Source organism: Roseivirga sp. 4D4, from assembly GCF_001747095.1.
Classification (GTDB): domain Bacteria; phylum Bacteroidota; class Bacteroidia; order Cytophagales; family Cyclobacteriaceae; genus Roseivirga.
This window is the reverse complement of the sequence record NZ_MDGP01000001.1, coordinates 517,266-538,261: the sequence shown is the minus strand read 5'-3', so window position 1 is coordinate 538,261 and position 20,996 is coordinate 517,266. Positions and strand designations below refer to the sequence as shown.

21 protein-coding genes are annotated in these 20,996 nt (G+C 42.6%); 14 read left to right on the top strand and 7 right to left on the bottom strand.

Going from position 1 to position 20,996, the window contains the following annotated elements:
• Window positions 1–6: 6 nt before the first annotated feature.
• From BFP97_RS02290 to BFP97_RS02280, 3 genes are all read right to left on the bottom strand, one after another.
• A complete protein-coding gene (locus BFP97_RS02290) occupies window positions 7–573 on the bottom strand; it encodes a YeeE/YedE family protein (protein WP_069840867.1) in 567 nt (188 codons plus the stop codon).
• 16 nt (window positions 574–589) lie between these two features.
• The gene (locus BFP97_RS02285; RefSeq protein ID WP_069840866.1) at window positions 590–1,999 is read right to left on the bottom strand and encodes an MBL fold metallo-hydrolase; all 1,410 of its coding nucleotides are present in this window, start codon (window positions 1,997–1,999) and stop codon (window positions 590–592) included.
• Window positions 2,000–2,088: 89 nt separating this feature from the next.
• On the bottom strand, window positions 2,089–3,804 hold the full coding sequence (locus BFP97_RS02280) for a SulP family inorganic anion transporter (protein WP_255399314.1): 1,716 nt from the start codon (window positions 3,802–3,804) through the stop codon (window positions 2,089–2,091).
• A 154-nt stretch (window positions 3,805–3,958) separates the two neighbouring features.
• On the opposite strand from BFP97_RS02280, the gene BFP97_RS02275 reads away from it, so the two are divergent.
• The 3 genes from BFP97_RS02275 (at window position 3,959) to BFP97_RS02265 (ending at window position 5,443) form a co-directional block, all read left to right on the top strand.
• Complete coding sequence (locus BFP97_RS02275) at window positions 3,959–4,525, top strand: Crp/Fnr family transcriptional regulator (protein ID WP_069840864.1); 567 nt, start codon at window positions 3,959–3,961, stop codon at window positions 4,523–4,525.
• A gap of 73 nt (window positions 4,526–4,598) precedes the next feature.
• Window positions 4,599–5,060: a carboxymuconolactone decarboxylase family protein gene (locus tag BFP97_RS02270; protein ID WP_069840863.1), complete on the top strand. Its 462-nt coding sequence runs from the start codon at window positions 4,599–4,601 to the stop codon at window positions 5,058–5,060.
• Complete coding sequence (locus tag BFP97_RS02265; protein ID WP_083262389.1) at window positions 5,057–5,443, top strand: DUF1330 domain-containing protein; 387 nt, start codon at window positions 5,057–5,059, stop codon at window positions 5,441–5,443. Before BFP97_RS02270 ends, BFP97_RS02265 begins: the two co-directional genes overlap by 4 nt.
• A gap of 43 nt (window positions 5,444–5,486) precedes the next feature.
• Here the strand turns inward: BFP97_RS02265 and BFP97_RS02260 are convergent, their stop codons facing one another.
• From BFP97_RS02260 to BFP97_RS02245, 4 genes are all read right to left on the bottom strand, one after another.
• Window positions 5,487–5,771, bottom strand: coding sequence for a GNAT family N-acetyltransferase (locus BFP97_RS02260; protein WP_069840861.1), 285 nt, complete (start codon window positions 5,769–5,771; stop codon window positions 5,487–5,489).
• Window positions 5,771–6,052, bottom strand: a complete 282-nt coding sequence (locus tag BFP97_RS02255) for a UBP-type zinc finger domain-containing protein (RefSeq protein ID WP_069840860.1) — start codon at window positions 6,050–6,052, stop codon at window positions 5,771–5,773. The genes BFP97_RS02260 and BFP97_RS02255 overlap by 1 nt, the downstream gene beginning before the upstream one ends.
• A gap of 90 nt (window positions 6,053–6,142) precedes the next feature.
• Complete coding sequence (locus tag BFP97_RS02250) at window positions 6,143–6,811, bottom strand: hypothetical protein (protein WP_255399549.1); 669 nt, start codon at window positions 6,809–6,811, stop codon at window positions 6,143–6,145.
• Window positions 6,812–6,898: 87 nt separating this feature from the next.
• Entirely contained in the window at window positions 6,899–9,292 is a 2,394-nt protein-coding gene (locus tag BFP97_RS02245) for a tetratricopeptide repeat protein (RefSeq protein WP_069840858.1), read from the bottom strand.
• A gap of 154 nt (window positions 9,293–9,446) precedes the next feature.
• On the opposite strand from BFP97_RS02245, the gene BFP97_RS02240 reads away from it, so the two are divergent.
• The 11 genes from BFP97_RS02240 (at window position 9,447) to BFP97_RS02190 (ending at window position 20,830) form a co-directional block, all read left to right on the top strand.
• A complete protein-coding gene (locus BFP97_RS02240; protein WP_069840857.1) occupies window positions 9,447–10,322 on the top strand; it encodes a hypothetical protein in 876 nt (291 codons plus the stop codon).
• 73 nt (window positions 10,323–10,395) lie between these two features.
• Window positions 10,396–12,093, top strand: coding sequence for a DUF885 family protein (locus BFP97_RS02235; protein WP_069840856.1), 1,698 nt, complete (start codon window positions 10,396–10,398; stop codon window positions 12,091–12,093).
• Between the two features lie 5 nt (window positions 12,094–12,098).
• Window positions 12,099–13,142: an aldo/keto reductase gene (locus tag BFP97_RS02230; protein WP_069840855.1), complete on the top strand. Its 1,044-nt coding sequence runs from the start codon at window positions 12,099–12,101 to the stop codon at window positions 13,140–13,142.
• Window positions 13,143–13,150: 8 nt separating this feature from the next.
• Window positions 13,151–14,551, top strand: coding sequence for a Na+/H+ antiporter NhaC family protein (locus BFP97_RS02225; protein WP_221406585.1), 1,401 nt, complete (start codon window positions 13,151–13,153; stop codon window positions 14,549–14,551).
• Window positions 14,548–14,925: a TIGR04076 family protein gene (locus BFP97_RS02220; RefSeq protein ID WP_069840853.1), complete on the top strand. Its 378-nt coding sequence runs from the start codon at window positions 14,548–14,550 to the stop codon at window positions 14,923–14,925. Before BFP97_RS02225 ends, BFP97_RS02220 begins: the two co-directional genes overlap by 4 nt.
• Before the next feature lie 36 nt (window positions 14,926–14,961).
• Window positions 14,962–16,005: a helix-turn-helix domain-containing protein gene (locus BFP97_RS02215; RefSeq protein ID WP_069840852.1), complete on the top strand. Its 1,044-nt coding sequence runs from the start codon at window positions 14,962–14,964 to the stop codon at window positions 16,003–16,005.
• A gap of 81 nt (window positions 16,006–16,086) precedes the next feature.
• Entirely contained in the window at window positions 16,087–17,652 is a 1,566-nt protein-coding gene (locus BFP97_RS02210; protein ID WP_069840851.1) for a PQQ-dependent sugar dehydrogenase, read from the top strand.
• Between the two features lie 111 nt (window positions 17,653–17,763).
• The gene (locus tag BFP97_RS02205; protein WP_069840850.1) at window positions 17,764–19,005 is read left to right on the top strand and encodes an MFS transporter; all 1,242 of its coding nucleotides are present in this window, start codon (window positions 17,764–17,766) and stop codon (window positions 19,003–19,005) included.
• Between the two features lie 156 nt (window positions 19,006–19,161).
• Window positions 19,162–19,605 carry a hypothetical protein gene (locus BFP97_RS02200; RefSeq protein ID WP_069840849.1) on the top strand — a complete coding sequence of 148 codons (444 nt, stop codon included), beginning with the start codon at window positions 19,162–19,164 and terminating at the stop codon, window positions 19,603–19,605.
• A complete protein-coding gene (locus tag BFP97_RS02195; protein ID WP_069840848.1) occupies window positions 19,605–19,829 on the top strand; it encodes a helix-turn-helix transcriptional regulator in 225 nt (74 codons plus the stop codon). Before BFP97_RS02200 ends, BFP97_RS02195 begins: the two co-directional genes overlap by 1 nt.
• Window positions 19,830–19,858: 29 nt before the next feature.
• Window positions 19,859–20,830, top strand: a complete 972-nt coding sequence (locus BFP97_RS02190) for an NAD(P)-dependent alcohol dehydrogenase (RefSeq protein WP_069840847.1) — start codon at window positions 19,859–19,861, stop codon at window positions 20,828–20,830.
• The last annotated feature ends 166 nt before the right edge of the window (window positions 20,831–20,996 follow it).

Here is a 20,996-nt window from a genome sequence, read left to right as displayed (position 1 = left end):
ACAGTCTTAAAGGGTTAGAATTGAAGGAAGAATTAACCAGGTCATTAAAAGACCACCAGCAAAGAAACCGATCACTGCCAAGAGCGAAGCAGGCTGCAGATCACTCAAACCACTAATGGCATGACCCGAGGTACAACCACCTGCATAACGGGTTCCGAAACCCACTAAAAAGCCACCTAGAACAATCATAATCAAGCCTTTTGCTGTTAGTAATGATTCAAAATTGAAGATTGACTCTGGCATCATGCCTTGCCCTGGATTCTCAACACCAAGCGAGGTCAGTTCTTGAACTGTAGCATCACTGATAGCCACAACTTCATTGTTCATCAGAAATTGACTGGCAATGACCCCTCCCAGTATAGTACCGACTACGAATACGATGTTCCACATCTGCTTTCTCCAATCGAAGTCGAAGAAATCACAGGATTTTCCTGCGCCCATAATGGAGCATATATTCCTGAAGTTGGCTGACATACCGAAACTGTTTCCGAAATAGATCAGTCCGAACATGACAAAGGCAATGACTGGCCCTGCCACATACCATGGCCAGGGCTGACTTATAAATTCTAACATGTCTTGATTTTAAATACTAATCGAGTGTGCTTGGACAGACAAAATCTGTTACCGGAATTCCTTCTTTGACAATAGCACCAAAGCCGCCCGCTACATCAATCACTTTGTCATAACCACGTGATTTCAGAATAGAAGCAAATATCACTGATCGATAACCACCTGCACAGTGTACGTAGTACTCCTTGTCCTTATCGATACGATGCATCTCATCATTAATAAAGTCTAGCGGTGTATTCTTAGCCTTTTCAATATGCTCTGCCTGATATTCTCCCGGCTTTCTCACATCCAGTACATTGATTTGCTCTGTTGCTAACTTCTCTTTTAAGGTGTCAGCACCTACCGATACAATGGTATCAATTTCCTTACCCGCAGCTTTCCAGGCTTCAATACCTCCTTGGAGATAACCGAGCGTATTGTCATAGCCTACTCGTGAAAGCCTTGTAATGACTTCTTCTTCTCTACCTTCGTCTGCAAGCAAAACGATCGGCTGTTGCAAGTCAGCAATCAAGGCACCTACCCAAGGGGCAAAACTTCCGTCAACACCAATGAAGATTGAATTAGGAATGAATCCTTTTACGAAATCTGATTGATGACGTGTATCCAGTACAAGCGCACCTTCATGGTTGGCCATGGCTTCAAAAGTTTCGACATCAAGGGCTACATTGCCTTTAGCCATCACATCATCCAAGCTATCAACCCCTGTCTTATTGAGCATGGCATTCTTAGCAAAATACTGAGGCGGAGGCAAGATGCCCTCAGTAACTTCCTTGATAAATTCTTCCTTGGTCATATCTGCCCTGAGCGCATAATTAACCTTCTTCTGATTACCCAAAAGATCGGTCGTTTCCTTGCTCATGTTCTTACCACATGCTGAACCAGCACCATGTGCAGGATAAACGATAACATCATCTGGAAGCGTCATGATCTTATTTCGCAGGCTCTCAAAAAGCATCCCAGCCAAATCTTCTTGACTCAGATCAGATTTAACCGCTAAATCAGGTCGGCCGACATCGCCAATAAACAAGGTATCTCCACTGAAAATAGCATGCTCCATACCCTGCTCATCGATCAGCAAGAAAGTAGAGCTTTCTGGGGTATGACCTGGGGTGTGAAGTACTTTAATCTTTATATCACCCAATTCAAAAACTTCATCGTCATGCGCTTCATGAATATCATAACTGGTTTTGGCTCCAGGTCCATAAACAATTGTGGCACCCGTTTTCTTGGCTAGGTCTAGATGACCCGAAACGAAATCGGCATGGAAGTGGGTCTCGAAAATATACTTTATCGAGGCATTATCTTTTTCAGCCTTGGCCAAATAAGGGTGTGTTTCACGAAGTGGATCTATAATCGCTACTTCACCTTTGCTTTCTATGTAGTAAGCGCCTTGTGCCAGGCAACCTGTATAAATCTGTTCTATATTCATCGTTCTCTTTTTTCTTTCTCTACAGTCCTAAGACGTTCATATTTCAAATTACGTTCCTTGATCAATCAAAGACTGTAACTCTTGTTACACTAGGCATTGGTTTGCAAGGCTAGTTTGGTGCGAGACGCCTCCACTTCTTCAGACAAGCAATATTTCACTGCATCGTCTGTCGTTAGAAAGAAGGTTTCTCCAGATTTGATATTCACCAAGTCATTCTTGTAAAGGGCATCCCTAACGGGTCCAATTACCTCTGCAAATAAAAGTGTAATCTCCTTTTCCTTCAAGGATTCTATCAGATCTCTGACACCAATAATTCCAGTAGCATCCATGTGCACCACGGAAGCGGCATCTAAAATCACAAATTTCAATTTCTCATCTCTTTTCAGCGCCTCATTGATGATTCTCTCTTTGATGGTTTGAATATTCACAAACACGAAAGGAACATCTACCCTCACAATCATTAGTTCATCCCAGGTTTCCAGATCATCAAAGCGCTTGAGGTTTCGATATTCTGAAAAGCCATTAACTCGACCTAACAAAGCCATATGCGGGTTCGCTGCCTTAAAAAGCAGTATCAGTACCGAAAGTATAATCCCTGAAACAATACCCGGTACCATGCCGAAAGTCAAAGTGACCAGAGCGGTAGCCAGCAGAAGTCCCAACTCCACTTTATTCGTTTTCCAAAGCGTGAGCACGTATTTGGTATCAATCAAACCTGAGACCGCCACCATTATGATAGCTGCGAGTATAGCATGTGGAAGATGGTAGAAAAGTGGCGTTAAGAATAATAGCGTTAACGCGACCAAAACAGCACTGATGATTGAAGCCAACGGAGTTTGTGCACCGGCCTGCTCATTGACAGCAGATCGTGAAAAGCCTCCGGTAACCGGGTAACTCTGAAACAGAGAGCCTACAATATTTGCAGCACCCAAAGCGATCAACTCCTGATTAGGCATCACCTTATAATTTCTTCTTTTCGATTCAATAGCTTTTGCCACAGAGAAAGCCTCCATATAAGCCACCACAGCAATAGTCAGTGACAATGGCAAGAGCTTCTCTACCAGTTCCCAGGATACATTAGGTATTATGAAAGCAGGTAAACCTTGAGGAATATCGCGTACTACGCTCACTCCTTTTTCGTCCAAACCTAATGCAAAGACCACCAATATCCCTACCACCACCGCTATAAGGGCTCCGGGTAGTTTAGAGCTGAGTCTTTTGGAAAGCTTGATGAATGCGATTCCTGCCAAGCCAATGATTAAGGTTAGCCAATGCACCTCTCCTATCTTTTCAAAGGCACTTGCCAAGACTTTATGAATTTCGTGGCCTCTTGCCACATCTATCCCTAGCAAATATTTTAATTGGTTAAGGCCTATGATCAATGCGGCTGCCGAGGTAAAACCACTGATGACGGGCTTCGACAATAGATTGGTAATAAAGCCCATTCTGATCAAACCCAAGCTGAATTGCGCTATCCCCATAAATAAGGCCAGCATAATGGCAAAAGTGACATAGGCATCAGTACCCTCGGTTGCAAGGACCGAAACGCCTGTTGCGACAAGCAGAGAATCCATGGCAACTGGTGCTACTGACAACTGTCGAGATGTGCCAAAGATGGCATAGATGATCTGTGGCACTACAGAAGCGTAAAGACCATATACTGGAGGTAATCCAGCGATTAGAGCATAAGCCATTCCCTGAGGAATTAGCATAACTCCAACCGTCAACCCTGCAAAAAGATCATTGCTTAAATAATCCCTCTTATAGTTGGGCAACCAGCTGAGTATTGGAAAAAACTGCTTCAATTGTAGGTTCATTAAATGATCACACAAAAGTAGGGCGATTCATTTGTTCAAAAGTAACCAAAGTTACTAAAGCTCTACCACAGCGATTTGGTAGGGTATATCGACTGATTTATCTGGTTCTTTTGAAATGCCTTGCCGAAATTACCACCTACCTATGAAAAGCCAGCTACGCAAATACCTTGAGAGACACATCACACTTAGTGAGGACGAATTCGAAGCATTTTATGCTTGTTTTGAGCAAAACACTTATCAGAAGAAAGACTTCTTATTGAAAGAAGGTGAAACCTGTAGACACAAACACTTTATTCTGAAAGGTCTAGTCAGATCCTTCTATATAGATGAAAAAGGAACCGAGAAAATCACACAGTTCGCTATCGAAAACTGGTGGGTGACTAACACAGAAAGTTTTGCACTCCAAAAACCTTCTAACATCGACATTCAGGCGGTAGAAGAAACAACCACACTGAGCATAAATAAAGTTGAGTTCGAGAAGTCTTTAAGTCAAATTCCTCAGTTGGAAAGGTTCTTTAGAATTGTAGCGGAAAACATGGTCATTGCCATTCAACGGAGATATGGGTTCTATATGAAAATGAATAGCAAAATACGCTACGAACACTTTGTGGAATGGATACCTGACTTTGCACAAAGAGTTCCACTTTATATGATTGCATCTTACCTAGACATCACTCCTGAATATTTAAGCCAGTTACGTAAAGGTTAATTTCTTAAGATATCTTAAGGAGCGTTGCTCTACGCGCAACATACATTTGATCCCATAATTAAAATCGAAAATTATGGAACGAATATCCTATCAAGAAGTCCCCAAAGAAATGTTTGATAAGCTCATGGACATTGAGCTTCTAATTAAGAACTATGGCCTAAGCACTCATCTGCTTGAACTTTTGAGATTAAGAGTAGCTCAAAAAAATGGCTGTGCATATTGCGTTGATATGCACCATAAAGAACTGAAGCATCTTAATGAGACAGAATTGAGACTTTCTTCCGTCTGTGTATGGGAAGACACGCCCTATTATACTCCTGTCGAACGAAGCGTCCTAGCCTATGCTGACAGCCTCACACGTTTAACGCGAGGGCCATTGAAAGATCAAATATTCGATGCATTGCTCATACATTTTTCAAAGGAAGAAATATGCTACTTGACGCTGGCTATCACTCAAATCAACACTTGGACCAGACTGATGAAATCATTTCAGTTCACTCCTGGTAATTACAAGGTTCAGGCAAACCAGTCATGAAGAAGCGCATTTCCATATTAAGCACCTGCCTTAGCCTATTACTTAGTTCAACTCAAAAAGATAACGCAATGATGATTCAAGAAGACTCAAAAACTACGCTTATAGTAACCTCAACACCTAATATGACACAGCAAGAATCGCTAAAGACCTATGTCGAAGGAGTAATGCCTATGTTGTTAGAATTGGGAGGTAAGGTAGTCAAGAGAAGTAAAATTGACACTACCTATCTGGGAGACCCAACCTTTACCCACCTGCTGATTATGGACTTCCCCTCTAAGGAAGCATTAGTCGAAATGTTTGACGGAGAAGAGTATCAGAAATTGGTATGGATAAGAGATAAGGCATTCTCACAAATCAGTATTCAATTTGCAGATGATCTTTGATTAACCTGAGAGGTCGCTGAACACCTCTAGTCAGTAGGCGATCTCAAAGCAAGCTATTATGCTCAGGATATCTTTCGAACATCTTTTGCGTGAAATTGCACCTTGGGACTACTGAAAGTTCATTGGATTTGGCATATTCAATCATTTGATCAAACAGCCGCTTCCCTAAGCCTTTTCCTTTTTGGGATTGATCCACTTGAGTATGTTGGACAATGATCCGATCAGGAAAAGGTCTGGAAAACATCATGTGGGCAAGCATCGCATCACCTTCCCACAACTGGAATTCTCCTCCTAAGTCATCCGTTTTGAGTCTGCTTTCAATGGACATTAATAGGCCTTTGGATTGAAACTATCATGCTCAAAGCAATAAGACCATTTTTCTCCAGGTTCGGCTGAAACCACCACGCTGTGACCTTCATGAGATTCAGCATGCTTTCGAGCATGTTGATTAGGTGACGAGTCGCAACACAGGGTAGTTCCACAGGTTTGACACTTTCTTAGGTGCAGCCAAGAGTCACCAGTTTTGGTGCATTCGTCACACACATACTTATCAGGTGGATTTACCTCCAAAGTTTGGAGGTGTTCACAAATCTGTGGTTTCAGTGACATTGGATGATGGCTTTAAACGAAAAATGATCGGCTAATAAAGTTAACCGATCATTCTTCAATGGCAACATTAAATATGTAGATCAATAGAAATTAGTTATTCTCTATCATTGAAATAAGCTCTTTCAGGGCCTTAATCGCCTCTTTATACTTCTTCAGCTGCTCAACGATTTGGAAACTCCTACCTAAGACCAAAACTTCCATGCTTTTGTCCGACAAGATGGATTTATAATCCAAGTTGGCCGTGGGGCGCGGATCGTCTGTATAAAAAGGGACTATCTCTGCCTGTGTGTTATGCTTTCCCCATAGGTCAGGGTGTTGAATCATGACTGCCACCTCGTACTTATCTTTGATAAAGGTATTTGAAATGGCCTCCCTTTCTTTCAACCCCTCTACTAACGCATAGTATTCCGCGATTTGATTCTGAAGTTTATCGGTTAATGCTGCAATCTCTCCAGATTTATTCAAGAGGATAAACCCATTCCTTTCAGCTTTAAAATTATACTCCAATACCAGATTAGTGAGGTTACCTGCAAAACGATCACTTATAGGGATGAGCGTTTTAAACTGTTTTAAAAGAGAATCCGCAGCCTGATATTGTATTTGAACCAAGCTATCCAGGCGCTTCAGTTCTTGAAGGTCTACCTCCAGGTTTTGCTTGAAAATTACTAGGTGAGCCTCTGCAGACTTTTCGAGGTTGCGTTTTTGGTTCCAGTTGTTCACCTGAACCGCCAAAATAATCCCGATCACAACTAGGAGAATTTCGCCTACAGCATACAGAAGATAGCGTCTAACCTTACCGCCTTATATCATCTTGTTTCTCAGTTTTCGGAGTAAGAAAATCATCTTTTAGTTGATTTGACCTCTTAATTCTTCCTCGGGTCTTTCTACCAATACTGATAATCTACTATAGGCATCATCTACCCAAGGCGCATACATTTCGTCAGCATTCCGATAGGCTTCCGTGAAAGTCTTGTAATACGCTATAGCTTCATCTTTTCTTTCTAGCTTATCATACATTTGGGCAATACGGTACACATTAAAACCCCAGGTGAAGCTAGAGAATACAATATTGAACGACTGTGTCTCTAAGGTGTTAAGGTAAATTTCTAAGGCTTCCTTATAACTTCCCTCCATGATTTTCATTTCTGCTAAATGAAAGTTTCGTGGTTTCGACAGGATTGTGGCATAGTCCAAAGCCACCCTCTTTACCCTGGTCACTGCCGAATCGAATTTGGTCTCTGCACTCTCCATATCTCCACGAGTGTAATCTATAAAACCCGCCAAATTAAAGTATAGCAACCTTGCCTGATCCTTTACTTTTCCTAAAGGAGTTACCGTTTCATCATCAAAGTAACTCTTGATTATTTCTAGCTGCTCATTGGCTTCAGCCAAACTATCATCATACAAAAATGCTAAGCCTATCATGTAATCCATTTCTACTTGGGACCTATCGGGAAACATCTTGATTAGTACTTCCTTAGTTGCCCTAAGCTTGGTTATGAGGTCATGAGCATATTTCTTCCAAAGCGGAATCTCCTCGAAACTGGCTTGTACCATAAGCAAAAGGAGATCGCGTAGTGCTCCGGTTTGATCAAAAGATGCAAAATCTTTTACAACTAAGGTATCATGCTGACCGCCAAAACTGGGTTCCAGAAAACCAAACCAGTTGTCTTGACTAGAAAAACGTTCATCGATTGCCTGTACTCTTTTCCCTACCTTAAATCCATCATAGAGTTGAATTTTTCGCCTTGTGACAAAGCCAAAATTAGGTTTTAAAATCTGAGATAATTCCATGATTTCCTTATCAGAGACCGAATCCTGAAGCATTACTCGCCTAAAAGGTATGCCATATTGCTGTTCAGATTCCGGGTTCAGGCGAGCAGCATAGGCATTGAAGGATTCAAGATCACCTTCTTCCTCCTCAATTTCTATGATGTGAATAAAGTATTCGTCCTTAGTAGGATCAAGTTCAATCAATCGCTCAAAATAAGGTTTGGCGTCAACCTGGTTACCTGCCACTATAGGCCGATGATGAAAAATCGACTCTGCCAGACCGTTAAGAATTTCGACTGATTCTCCATATTTACTTAGGAGCTTACGGAATTGGTCTTCAGATGAGATATCTGAATTAAGGTAGGCCATCCTAGCTCGAACGACCTCTCCATTTTTTCCTTTCAGGTCTTTACTCAGTGTTTCTAATCGATCGAAATAAGGACTATATTCTGTTAATCTTCTTTCCGAATTTCTAACCGCGTCTATCCATCCCGCGTTTTCAACATATCGATAATAACCGAGGACAAAATTGGTATCTGCTTCGACACTTTCTCTAAAAAAACCTAATGCCTCCTTGTGTTTACCAACCCTTGCCAGTTGTATTCCTCTAAGAAAAGGAACAATGCTCTCCAGTTTATTAGTGGTCAACACCGCTTCACTATCAAACTTACTTCCTTGCTCATTGAGCTCATCTGCTACCAATCTTCTGATGATATTATCAATCCTACTCATCAGCTCGGTTTCCGTTCCGTCTTCAATAATCGGATTGCCAACCGGCTGACCTTCCTTGTTATATTTAGAAATCTTGACCTCAAGTAACTCTCCTACTTGAGTAATACTCCCTAAGATTACTCTATTTGCTCCTAGCTCAGCCGCAGCTTTAGCAGCAGCAACAGGGTTTCTATTATCAAGGCCTTTGGAATTAGCAACACCAAGAATAATATTCGGATCCGTGGCATTTAATCCCGGCATAGCATCCAGCTTGCCACTGATCAGGTCAACCATGCCATCTTTTAAGTACTGAATTTTGATCCCTCCTTGAACCGAAAATGGAAAAACGGCTATCGATTCCGTTCTTTCTGTTTCTGATGACCTTTCCGCACTGAGATAGAATTTATCAACCAGCAGGAAGAATACAGCCAAACTCAAAATTGAAATAGTGAGTCTGTTCAGGCGTTTTCCTGTATTGACCGAGGTCGATTTTTCCGTGTCAACTGAATCTGTCTTCTTAAGACCATCGGTGGTCAATTCATAGATCCAAGAGACTATTAGAACTATTGGAGCCCCCGCCAATAAGGTGACAATTACAGCAGTAGTTGCCCATTTTGGGAAATTCAGATATGGGAATACCGTGGCAACAAACTGGATGATCAACCAAGCCGAAACAGCATAGAAAATAAAAGCGCGAACTACATTGCGCTTCTTTAGTTCTTCCCAGAAATTATTGAGTTTGTCAAATCCTGACATTGGTAGTGCCTAGCGTATTCCGTTAAGAATGATGTAACCGAAAGTAAGCAATTATTCTTAGAAGTATTCCGACATGTCCTTGTACTCAGGTCAGATTCCTTATTGCTAATGATTAATCTTTTGACCAACTTACCCGAACCAAATCTATAGTCATTTGCCAGAAGCCTTGAACCTCCCATTGTCACTCCACATCAAGTGTTTAGGATTATTATTGATAGCCTTTGCATCATTGTCATGCAGCAAAACCGAGCACTCTTTTATCCCTAATTATGGCACTGAGGTTGACTCTGCCAGATATTACTTCTTAAAAGGCTGGGAAGAAATTCTGGACAATGGTCGCTGGACTGAATCTGAAGTTGCGTTTCGAAAGGCTTCGGCACTCGATCCTGACTGGCTACTTGGTAAAAGCATGATTGGCCGGATCACCCGAAATCTGGAAGAAAGACAACGACTTTTTGCGGAACTAGATAGTCTTAAGGACAATGCCGGAGAGGACGAACGAATGCTCCTTGATGTGAATCTGTTGAGCATGCAATCTGCGAATAACAGAGGTTTGGGCATTCCAAACTCTCCAGAAGCCAACAGAAGACGTGTAGAGCTGGCCGAAAGGAACTTCGGGAAATTTAGTCGCAAGTATCCTAGCGACAACTACTTTAAGGCTGAGTATATTGAGTTCCTACACGCCATTCATGGCGCTCGAGTCGCCCTTGATTCACTTAATATTTTAGCCTCTGCTGAGCAGCAACAATTAGGCTTCTACCTTGCTTATGCAGCAGACCTTGAACTTGAACTGGGTAACACGGATCGGGCTATGGCACTATCATTGGTATTGGATGAAAAGCTGAGTGATCCTTCTTATTTGAGTCCGTTGATGCTAAAAGCCAACATCTACATCTCATTTGATAGCCTCGAAAAGGCAAGCGAGCTGGTCGATCGTGTGGTAGCGGCAGACTCTAATCATATGATAGCCAAAGGCCTTCAATCAAGAATTCGAGAGGCGATAGCCAATGAAGCAACAGATAACGACTAGTCCGTCTATTGGTCTCTATAAATTCTCAGGCTCAATCCTTATCTTTCCCTTCTAATCTTCGACCTGTCCTGAAATGAAAACCCATAGCGTCTTTCTAATACTCATACTTCTTGGTTCACAAACTGTGTTGAGAGCACAAAGCCAAAGCGAGGGTTACATTGACATTTGGAAGGCTTTTTATCCTTCTCGAGCCTTATCAGCCGGAATGCATGATGCTATCTATCAATATGAAGATCCATCACCAAGAAAAATTAAGACATGGATCTCATTTAACAAGAAACTACTCCCTAACATATCCAACAAGACCATCAATGGTCGACTTCTTAGGGTTCAGGTCAAAGAAGAGATTCACAAATGGACAAAAGAACAACCTCACCTAAACTCCCTGGCCTTTTATAGCAACCTAATTACTTCCACGCTTCGAAGCGTTACAAGTGCGGACTTTCTAACAGAACAAGAACGGGCTAATTTGTTCTGTCAACGATTGGCAAGCATCAGGCAGATTAGCGACTATGGCCGTACAAAACTGAAAAGCGTCAAGACCAGAGATGCCAGTAGAGCCAATGCCCGACTGGGAGCATTGGTTGAATACTTATCAAATGACTTTAAGGTCATCATCAAGGGATATCAATCGAATTGTGATTATGATCAACTGATCAAGGAGGCCATCTGGGCGATCAAAGGCTTAATGACACGTGCCAAGAAGAAGCTTATGCCCTATGCTGTGAGTTCAAGTCCAATTCTAGGCAATGCTGAATACAGTCGGAGATTGTCGCTTTACACAGACAGTGACTTAACACCTGAAGCACTAGCAGCAATAGCACTTCAAGAAATTGATACTGTAAGAACGTTAATGGCGGAAGTATCACGTCAGTATTTGAGCGAGCAATATCCTGACAAGCCTTTACCAAACTCTTTAGAAGAATTGACCAAGACGGCCTTGGGTGATATGGAAAAAGATGCTCCTCTAAATGCGCAGGACTATTTGGATTTTTGGCAAGAACTGGCTGCCGATGCCATGCTATTTATTGAAGTAAATGGTATTGCCACACTGCCAAAGAACAATACCCTTGAGATCAAAACAGCTCCAGAAAGTGCTGGTGCACAAGCCAGAATTGGTTGGGTAAGTAGTGCTCCACCATTTGATCCTAATCCCGTAACTACCCTATATCTTCCTTCGATTCCAGAGACACTGCCAAAACAGGAACAAATTGACTTTTGGGCGTCATTCAACAAGCCTTTCAACCGCATGATCGTCATTCATGAGTTATTGCCAGGCCATTATATGCAAATGAAGATCAGTCGCGAAACGCCACATCCCGTTCGCCTACTTTTCCCTTTCGGTATCTATACCGAAGGATGGGCCACATTCACCGAACGTGTACTGCTGGATGCCGGATGGCAAGCCGGGAACCACCTGACTATGCTGGCTCATTTAAGAAAGCGACTTGAGAATGCCAATCGGGCATATACCTCCGTTCAAGTGCATACGCAAGGGTGGACACAAGAGCAGGTCATGAAATTCTCTACCGAAAGATCCTTACTAGCCCCCCAGTTTGCCAAGAGTCTTTGGGGAAGGATTATGAGGTCGCCTATGCAACTCACCTCTTACTTCTTGGGTGGAGCGCAGTTTAGCGCCCTGCTTGAATCCGAAAAGAATAGACTTGGTTCATCCTTCGATCTAAAACTATTTATGGACACCATTATGAAGGCAGGCCCTATTCCTATTGATGAATTCCACGGTATTTTTCAGCAAATCATTTCCAAATAACAAGAATGGATAGGATTGAAATTAGGCCCGGCTATTCCATTTCTAAAGTGATTAAAGGTGGATGGCATCTGGCTGGTGGGCACGGCAAGATCGATGAGCAACAGGCCATTGAAGATATGCATGCCTTTGTAGAAGCGGGCATAACCACCTTCGACTGCGCTGATATCTATACAGGAGTAGAAGAACTGATCGGAAAATTCCTCAAAAAGTATACCCCAGCTATCGCATCGGGAGAATTGGCTCCAGTTCAAGTCCACACTAAGTATGTTCCTGATTATAATGCGCTTTCAACACTGACGCTTGACGACACTACCAAAATCATTGACAGATCTTTAAAACGTTTGGGGGTTGAGCGATTGGATCTGGTACAATTCTCATGGTGGGATTATCAATTCGACAATTATGTTGGAACAGCCTTACACCTGGCTGAACTTCAAAAGCAAGGGAAAATCAGATATATCGGTGTAACGAACTTTGATGCTCAGCACTTGAGAGAGATTCTTGAAGCTGGTGTTGATGTCGTTTCCAACCAAGTTCAATATTCTATTCTGGATCATCGGCCCGAAAGCGACATGGAAGCGCTTGCCAAAGAGAAAAACATTCCCTTTCTCTGCTACGGAACGGTAGCCGGAGGTTTTCTGAGCAACAGATACTTAAATAGTCCTGATCCAAAAGAACCGCTTGAAAACAGGTCCTTGATTAAGTACCGTTTGATTATTGACGAGTTTGGAGGCTATAAAAAATTCCAAGAGGCGCTGGAATTGCTAAATGATATCGCCCAAAAACATGGTGTTAGCATTGCCGAAGTGGCCAGCCAATACATTCTGCAAAAACCAATGGTAGCGGGTGTGATTATCGGAGCTCGGAATAAAAGTCATTTACAACGATTGGAACAACTCACCCAATTTCAATTGAGTACTGATGATGTCTTTGGCATAAGAGAATTTATTTCACATTGCCCCGGACCCAAAGGTCCAGTTTACGACCTTGAACGTGACAAAGAGGGAAAACATGGTCGTATTATGCGCTATAACCTGAATGATGCCTAGACATGGAGATGGACTTAGATACATCAGATAAAGAAAGATCATTAAGCTTTTATGGCGGCATTTGGGGCACAATCCTACCCTTCCTGGTTTTTATTACTGGCGTAATCATCATTGCCTTATCGGGTGCACCAGACGAAAAGGGTTTTTGGCCAGTACTGATTGTGGCGATGGCCCTGGGGCTATTGCTGGCCAAGGATCGAAAAGCGTATTCTGAAACGATTATCGATGGTATGTCCAACAGAATTGTGATGGTGATGATCATCGCCTGGATTCTAGCTTCAACCATCGGCATACTCATGCAAATCACTGGCTTTGTAGATTCCTTGATCTGGGTTTCAGAAAAACTAGATTTACATGGTGGCGCATTTGCCATGGCTACCTTTGTCATTTGTTGTATTGTATCACTTTCCACTGGTTCAAGTTTTGCAACCATTCTAATCTGTGCTCCACTGCTCTATCCCACTGGTGGCCAAATAGGCGTTCATTTACCTACTTTAGCTGGGGCTATCATTGGAGGGGCTACAGTGGGTGACTTTGTTGCGCCAATATCTGATACAACAATAGTAAGTGCCTTAAGCCAAAAGGCAGAAATGGGCCCTACGGTCCGTAGTAGAATCAAGTACATTCTTCCCGTAGCGCTATTGGCGCTGATTGCCTATGGGCTCAGCGCTGGTGCATCAATTAGCATTTACAACAAAAGTCCATGGACTGTAGGTGGTAGCCTTGACGGCCTGCCGATGCTATTGATTCCTGTATTGATCATCTTTCTCTTCCTAAAAGGTAAGCACCTGTTCGTAGGCCTTATCAGTGGCTTAATGTTTGGGATAGCCTTGGGGCTAAGCTTGGGTTTGCTACCCATGGACCAACTCATTTCCTTAGATCTGGAAAATTTTACTGCCAAGAGCTTCATCATCGATGGTATTAACCGAGCAGTCGGTATTAGCTTCTTTACCATTTTACTGATGGGCCTCGTGGCCACTTTAAAAGCGAGTGGATTAATCAAACAACTAGTCGATTATGCTGCTGAAAGAAGCAGTACCAAGCGTCAGGCTGAATACTGGATTTCAGGCACTATCAGTGCTGCAGTATTGCTAACCACTCATAGTGCCGTGGCCATCTTAATGGTCTCAGAGTTTGCTAACAAAACAGGTGAGAAAATGGGCATTTCAAATATCAGGCGAGCCAATCTCCTGAGCCTTGTTGCCTGCACCTTCCCATTTTTACTCCCCTACTTTATTCCTGTAATACTGATGACCAACATGTCGAATTCCGGTGAAGCTTTTGGTGTGCCTTCTGTATCTCCTCTGGAAGTAGGCCTCCATAATTTCGTTTCCTGGGCCTTATTGGTGATGGTCATCATAGTAGTTATATTCGGTTACGGACGAAAAGAAAAAGCGAAGCAGAAATGAGCGATACTTCAAAACTGAGAGAAGACCAATTTGAGCTCTATGACTTAAAGGTGGTGGTCGAGAAAATTGATGGTAACTGTACTTGTGAGATGGCGATTGGCGATGCTTTCTATCTTAAAGGTGGAAAACTTTCTATCCCTGAGGGTAAAAACTTCTGTCTTTATGCTTTGCAATCCACACTCCCGCTCTTACCCGCCAAGCAAAGGAAAAACCATCCTGCCGACTGGATGGAAACAGATGCCCGAGTGATCTGCCCCGATCCTGAATGTAAACTTGTCATGCGGATCGACAGAGAAGCCTCAAGAGTCCTGAATCATGATGATGTAAGCCCAATCGAATGGGATGGATTGCATTCCAAGAATTCGGAGGGATAAGGGAATAATACTGCTCAAACCACTAATTTCGTAGTCATGTCGGCCCTCTTTCTCTTTGCTAGCCTGGGAGTCATCAATGGAGTACTCTTAAGCCTATACCTTCTAACGAAAAAAGGGCGGCATATCGTGGATATCTATTTTGGTGGCTTAATCCTTGCCTTATGCATTCGGATTGGGAAGTCCGTTCTGGTACACTTCGATAGGGATACGGACAAACTCATCCTTCAAATCGGGCTTTCGGCCTGCCTTTTCATCGGTCCCTTTTTCTATCTATATGCCAAGTCACTGAAAAAGAATGAACTACACTTTAAACGAGCTGATGGTTTTCTGCTATCGACTTTGCTCCTCGCGATCATTGTTATCGGCCTTACTTTCCCTTATCGTACCAATCCAGGTTTTTGGAATCTGTATCTGGTCAAGGGAATCTATATTGTTTGGGCTGGCTTCGTAGCAGCTGGACTTTATTATACACGTTCACTTTTCACTAAAGCATTTGGCGACTATGGCCAACTCAAAGCAGATGAACGCTATATTTTGGGCATTGCGCTATCGGTTATCTTCATCACCATCACCTATCAAATAGCCCTATTTGTAGACGGCTATACTTACATCTGGGGCTCTATCATTTTTTCCATAAGCTTCTACTATTTGGCCTTGAGGAAGCTGTTAGGCAAACAAGCTTTAACGCCAAAAACCACCCAAGCTCCACTTGAAGAAGGTGCCAAGCTTTTCGAAAATGTGGAACAGTTTATGGTGGATCGGAAGCCTTTCATAAATCCAAAGCTAAAACTCGATGACTTAGCGCTTCAAGTAGGTATGTCACGGCATTTGTTATCGCGCGTTTTGAACGAAGAGTATAAACATGGCTTTTCACATTATGTAAAGGCGCACAGGGTCAATGAAGCGAAGCAACTTATAGAAGTAAGGCATGAGTTATCGCTGGAAGGAATTGGTTTCGAAGCTGGTTTCAACTCAAAATCCTCCTTTTTTGAGGCGTTCAAAAAAATCACCCACCTCACTCCTTCGGCCTACAAAAAGACCCTTCTTCCCGATCAGGAAGTCCAAAAAACTCCAGAATGATCATTTAAGACTTCTTCGATCCTTCATTACTATCCCTTCAGACCAACACCTCCGTAATTGAGCTTGAATAAAAACTCAATTATGAAACTCAATACACTTTTTACAGCACTCCTACTGATCATTAGTCTACATCTAAAAGGACAAAGTGATCAAGAGCAAATCACTTCGGTACTTAATGATTTTATTGAGGGAACTAGTTACAATTACCCAGATAAAATTCTCAGTGCGTTTTACCCGGGTACGCCTATGTTTCTGCATAATGATGCGGATACAGTTATGATCTATTCTGCTGAACGCTATGCATCACTGTATACCCGAAGGCCTCCCGGCACGAGAAACAAGAGGTACGGAAAAATCCTCTCCATTGATGTGGTAAAAGATATTGCCTCAGCGAAAATTGAAACCCTCATTCCTTCATTTGACAAGCAATTTATTGATCTGGTGCTCCTAAAGAAAATCGAAGGACACTGGAAAATCATCTCGAAGGCCGCCACCGCCTGGTCCATACCTAAGGCTACACCTAAACCTGGTAAACAAGTGATCATGGAAGGTCTGAACCGACCTTGGAGCATGGCTTTCCTCTCAGAGGAAGAGGCCATTGTGGCTGAGAAGGATGGAGATATACTTCTGGTCAACTTAAAGGAGAAAACTCGAGAAAGTATTCAAGGGCTCCCCAAAGATGTGGGAAGAAAAATCCTGATAGACACGGTGAAACACCCCAATGGAGTTTTTCCGGGCCCTACCCATGGTCAAATGCACAGCTTTAATGCTGGGTGGTTTCAAGTGCTCCTTGACCCTGAGTTCAAAAACAATAGCTACCTCTACATTTCTTATGCTGCAGAAAATGAGGAGAAGGCCAGTACCACCAAGGTAATTCGAGGTAAACTAAAAGGGAATCAGATCACGCAAGTTGAGACCTTGTTTATAGCTGATCCATATTCTCATGGCCTTTTTCACTACGGAGGTGGAATGATTTTCGGTCGCGATGGGAAGCTCTATATCTCCGTTGGAGAGCGAAATTTCTATGAACACCTCAACCCAAAAATCCCTGTAGCTCAGGATATTTCGGATAAAAGAGGGAAAATCATAAGAATCAACCCCGATGGCTCCATCCCCGAAGACAATCCAGATTTTGGAAAAGATGCTATTCCGGGGCTATACGCTACGGGCATCAGAGCTGCGCAAGGCTTGGCTTTAGATCCTAAAACAGGAAAGATTTGGTTTAGCGAACATGGCACGATTCAAGGAGATGAGCTAAACATACTATCACCAAAAGCCAATTACGGCTGGCCCAATAGAACCAGTGGTGGGTATAGGACCAAAGGCTACGAACCCTATGAAATTCCAGGTACTGAATATACTGACCCTAAGTACTTCTGGCAGCACACCATTGCCCCAACAGGCCTTAACTTCTACAATGGTTTGGAGTTTCCTCTATGGGGAGGAAACATCATATTACCCGGGTTAAGCAGGGGGAATTTATGGCGAATCATCATTGAAAACGATGAAGTAATCGGCACAGAAGAGCTCTTTATCAATGACAGAGTGAGGTTGAGAAAAGCAGAAGTATCGCCAGACGGTCAGCTTTACCTTTTGACAGATGAAGAGAATGGAAAAATACTCCGAGTAGTAAACACCAATAAATAAACCAGGCATTTCATACATCCTTTTGAAGGCCCCGGACTCTGGCAAAGTTCGGGGCTTTTCCGTGACTGAGAGAATTGGTATTTGAATAATTATTAACCACCTTTCGTTCGAATGAAGGCTAGAAAGGTACTCTTACTTTTTACCATGATGCTGGTTGGCGAGGGAGTTTTCCTTCTCCCATTTGTAGTCACAAGAGTCTTCAGGCCCACCTTTCTTAAAGTATTTGATATTACTAACCTTGAGTTGGGTACTGCCTTTTCATTGTATGGCATTGTGGCTATGATTTCTTATTTCGCTGGTGGACCGATTGCTGATCGGTACTCTCCAAAAAAGCTATTGATCGTTTCCCTATTGGTTACGGCACTAGCCGGAATTATCATGGCCATGATTCCATCACTTGCCACACTAACGCTTCTTTATGGCTTCTGGGGGCTCAGTACCATCCTACTTTTCTGGGCAGGTTATATCAAAGCAATCCGTCAGTTTGGAGGAGAAGAAAGTCAGGGCAAATCTTATGGAATTGTAGATGGTGGCAGAGGATTGGTAGCCGCCATAATTGCTTCAAGTTCTGTACTCCTCCTAGATGCCTTTTTGCCCTCGATTGTTGAAAATGCTTCCATCGATCAGCTATCAAATGCCCTCAGTAAAATCATCTTTGTCTTTTGTGGCGTTGTGGCGGCCAGCGCTGTCCTTGTTTGGTATGTGTTTCCCAAAGACGATCTGGAACAAGTATCTACCGGCCAAAAACTATCGCTGAATGGAGTCAAAGAGGTCATGAAAAGGAGGTCCATCTGGCTTCAGGCAATCATATTATTATGTGGCTATGTTGGCTATAAATGTACAGATGACTTTGGGCTCTACGCCAGTGATGTATTCGGTTATAATGATGTGAACTCTGCCCACATTGCAACCATCTCCTTTTGGGTACGACCCATTGCAGCAGTAGCTGCCGGTATCTTAGGAGATAAGTTTGGTCACTCAAAAATAACCTCCCTGAGTTTCTTAATTCTCATTGCAGGCAGCTTTGTTATTGCTACAGGCTTGCTTCGACCTGGCATGGAACTCATGATTGCACTAACCATTGCCTCCACTAGCCTTGGTATTTATGGCTTAAGAGGTTTGTATTATGCCCTCTTTCAAGAGTCAAAAATTCCGCTATCCATTACAGGCAGTGCCATCGGATTTGTTTCAGTAATCGGTTATACACCTGACATCTTTATGGGGCCACTTATGGGAGTGATTCTCGACAACAACCCTGGAGCCCTGGGCCATCAGTATCTGTTTGGATTATTGGCCATTTTCGGTTTGATAGGGCTATTCGCATCCATCCTTTTCAGAAAAACGCTCAGTTAAAAACTCTTTCTCAATTATTTCTTTTGATTCAACCCATTGAATGTCAACTACTTGAAAAAATCATGTATATTTTATTTTACTCAATGTAAAACATTTTATACATTTGGTCCGTAATCTTTTACATCAGGTCAAATTTTTTATACTAATAAGTTCAAGATGTCATACCAAGAAAAAAGAAGTTTAGTTAATCTGATCAGTGCCGTTGCAGTGCCTGGCATTTACTTCTGGATTATCTTTCAAGATGCACCGCAGGTTGGTCTCACCACAGATGAATTGCTCAAATTTTGGGGCACAACTATGATAACGTATATACCCATTGCCATAGTCGCCAGGATAGTCATTCACATCCTTTTCGGAATTTCGAATACCATCATTACAAAAGAGAAAATGGATAAAATGGATGAGAGGGATCGAATAATCGAGTTAAAGTCCAAAAACATTGGTCAAGCCATATTTGCAATTGGCTTAGTCGGTGCTATGGCCACTCAAGCCATGGATTACTCAGCTAATGCTCTTTTTGTAACCATACTTGTGGGCGGGGTTATTTCAGAGATATTTGAAAACAGTCTACAATTGATGTTTTACAGAAGAGGGTTTTAATGGCTAAGCACAAAATTTCAAATAAAATCAGAACGCTGCGCTTCATGAAAGATGAGATGACACAGCAACAACTCGCTGAACAAGTGGACGTCACTCGTCAAACCATTGTAGCCATTGAAAAAGGTAAGTACTCACCTTCACTGGAACTCGCTTTTCGAATTGCTCAGGTATTCGAAGTACCCTTACACGAAGTATTCTCCTATGACGATCAGGAGGCTTCATAAAAGATTTTGGTCAATTAATTCAAAACAACATGAAATCATACGTTAGAAAAACCTACGGGGGTCCGGAAGTTCTGGAACTCACAGAACTCTCTACCCCTGTTCCCAAGCCAAATGAGGTTTTAATCCAGATAAAGTCTGCTTCGATTAACCCCGCTGACTGGCGAATTTTAAGAGCCGACCCATTTCTTATTCGCGCTGGCCATGGTCTCCTTAAGCCCAAATTCTCTCACTTGGGGAGTGACGTCTCTGGCATTGTAGTATCTCTGGGTACCTCTGCCACAAAGTGGAAAGTGGGCGATGAAGTGGTTAGTGACATTATGGGCAGCGGAATGGGCGCTTACGGAGAGTATGTAGCCGTACCGGAAGATATACTGGTCAGAAAGCCCTCGAACGTATCATTTGATGAGGCGGCTGCAGTACCCATTGCCGGATTGACAGCCTATCAAGGCCTTCTCAAATATGGTAAGCTGGAAAAAGGTCAAAACGTACTGATCAACGGTGCTTCGGGAGGGGTTGGTACCTATGCTGTGCAAATTGCAAAACATATAGGAGCTAATGTAACAGCCATTTGTAGTGCAAAAAACGAAGAATTCGTGCTAGCACTCGGTGCGGACAAGGTGATCGCATATGACAAAGAGGATTATCGTATTACTACTACTCAGTTCGATTTAATAATGGACAATGTTGGGAATTGTTCTGTCAAAGACGCTAAGTCAATGTTAAAGCCAAAGGGCATTGCTTTACTTGTAGGCTGGGGTGGTTTCGGTCATATGCTCCGCTTCATGAGTCAGGGTGCGATAGCCAGCAAAACGAGTGGAAGGACCTTTATGGGAATAGCAGCTAAACTGGACACCGCAGATCTGGAAGCATTAATGGAACTCTTGTCAAGTCAAGCCATTCGATCGGTCATCGATAAATCCTTCCCTATGGACGATCTCACCAAGGCCATTATCCTTCAGGAAAAAGGAAGAACAAAAGGTAAAATTGTTGTCCATAATTAGCCGGCCCAAACGTCAAACTCAAAACAACACAGCTATGCATTATCTCATAATACTCACTTTTAAATTTTTTGAACACGGTTATAAACTCTCGGCCAAAGGGGTCAAGCACCTTTGTATCAAACTAAGCCATATTCATCCATTAGATTGCGAAGGCTGACATTTCAGG